General features: G+C 38.9%; 2 protein-coding genes. Both read left to right on the forward strand.

The features are described from left to right. Nucleotides 1-82 precede the first annotated feature (82 nt). Nucleotides 83-586 (forward strand): hypothetical protein, encoded by a 504-nt coding sequence (locus tag ACY2RQ_RS19220; RefSeq protein ID WP_490114628.1) that lies wholly within the window; start codon nt 83-85, stop codon nt 584-586. Nucleotides 587-724: 138 nt separating this feature from the next. Further along, the gene (locus ACY2RQ_RS19225; protein ID WP_490114629.1) at nt 725-1,291 is read left to right on the forward strand and encodes a hypothetical protein; all 567 of its coding nucleotides are present in this window, start codon (nt 725-727) and stop codon (nt 1,289-1,291) included. The last annotated feature ends 641 nt before the right edge of the window (nt 1,292-1,932 follow it).

Consider the following 1,932-nt stretch of genomic DNA (forward strand, 5'->3'; position numbering starts at 1 on the left):
TGTTTTTCCATCATCATCCAGATTCTGAGCATATCTGATTGATGATATACTTATGATTTTCCGACTAATCGGGGCTCATTTCATGAGAGAGATAGTCGTAAATGACAAAATGCAACAAGGTTATGTTTATTTTTTAACTGAACCTATTGGAGAAAATTTTCAACTTGACTTTAATCCCGAGCTTACTCCAAAGGAAATGCTTGAACTAGGAGTCTTTGGTGGGAAATACTTAACCGATTGCCAAGATGAATTTCCTGATGAATGGTTTTTGAATGCAAAGATTAGCCCAGAGAAGAAAGATATATCATTAAACTATTTTGGCGTTGATGCTTCACAACCCCTCAAAGAGTGGATTAAAAAAGGGTGGATAAACCCTCAAGACCCTAGAGGTTGGTTTCAATGGTACTGCAGATATTACATAGGGCGTAGGACTGAAGAAGAGGATTATCGCCAAATAAAGCGTTGGTCTGCGTTTCGTCGTCATATTGGTGCTATCAAAAAATACTGTGAACCATATGACTACAGTTGTCGTAAAAAACAACGTCAGGCGCTTTTACACTGGGCTTATGACTCAAGAAATATTTAAAAATCAGCACAAACATAACAAGAGCATCCAGGTGACGCCTACGGCGCACCTGATGCAGGCGTTAGCTCTCAAAATCAAGCACCGAGTAAAAGTCACTATTCTTTTTTCTTTTGCATATTTAGAACATAGGAATCATTGATGTTAGAAGAAGTAAAAGCTTTCAATATTGAACACGTCAAGAAGCTTGAATCTGCTTACGCTAACTCCAAAGAGTTGGGTATTGCTGCTGAAGTATTACCTTTTAGAAAGCTTGGTGAGCAAGACTTTGTAATGATTCATCAAACTATCGACTATATTTTTCAGCATTCTGGTGAAGAACAGGGTATGTGTTTCGTGATTCACCCAATGCTGAAAATGCTTCTAGAGCAAGTTGGCTATAAATCTGAGATTGTTATAGGAAGCCTTGAAGTAAATGGTGTTTCATTTATTGATTGCGACTTTGAATACATCAAAGGTCAGTGGGAAGCAGGCTTTCAAAAAGGTGACTTAAATATTCACTGTTGGTTATTACTTGAAGATGGATCATTTTTAGATGTTACAGGCTATTCTGATGCGTTCAAAAAGCCTGAAGGCTGTGATCTTAACGGATTCCATCAAATCAACTTGGACGGTAATGTTTTTAAATTTACACCAATAATTCTTGGGTTCGACTTTATCAAAAAAACATCGATGTCCCCCGAGAAAGCAAAGCTATTTGAAAGCTAACAAGTAAATCCAGGTGACGCCTACGGCGCACCTGATTTAGGCGTTATGCGATGAACACCTGAGAGAGTGTACTTATTGTAGATTTTTTCCTCACTGAACTGGATAAATGATTAATTACTAGATAAAGATACAGCTTTCTGGATAGAAATAATTGCTGATGAAAAGTTGGGATAGACGAACTATTTTTCCGTTACCTCTGTTCCATTCACACATTCTGGTTGTGAGAAAATTGCTGAAACTTCCTTAATCCGTGATTTTCCACCCAGAAATCACAATCCTATTGTGAAAGGTCGCCTGACGTTTTGTGAGTGAACGCTTGTTTCTTCGTATAATCCCATATTATTTGGATAAGAGACAAATCCTGGTTCTCGTGGCTGAGGGGTTCCTTTCCGTTAAACCCATTCCTTCTGAAAGAAGCAATCTTTAGGTACTCACCGTAGAGGTCATTCTATTCATGTCGGCTCTCGAAATCACACTTCAATCCGTGTAATCTTCACAAATAAAGACTGCACTGTCGTACATGCAAGAAACTCAGCGACTGTACAAATATCACACAATCCAATTCACTTTGGTGGGCGGTAGCGTAGCTAAAAATCTCAACATTACCGCTCCCCTGCGGCACGCATAACAAGCGCATCCAG

It is taken from the genome of Parendozoicomonas sp. 209JJ7-1 (assembly GCF_058147085.1).

Coding starts and splice junctions, on each gene's coding strand:
- ACY2RQ_RS19220 (WP_490114628.1), top strand. CDS start 83: ATGAGAGAGATAGTCGTAAATGACAAAATGCAACAAGGTTATGTTTAT.
- ACY2RQ_RS19225 (WP_490114629.1), top strand. CDS start 725: ATGTTAGAAGAAGTAAAAGCTTTCAATATTGAACACGTCAAGAAGCTT.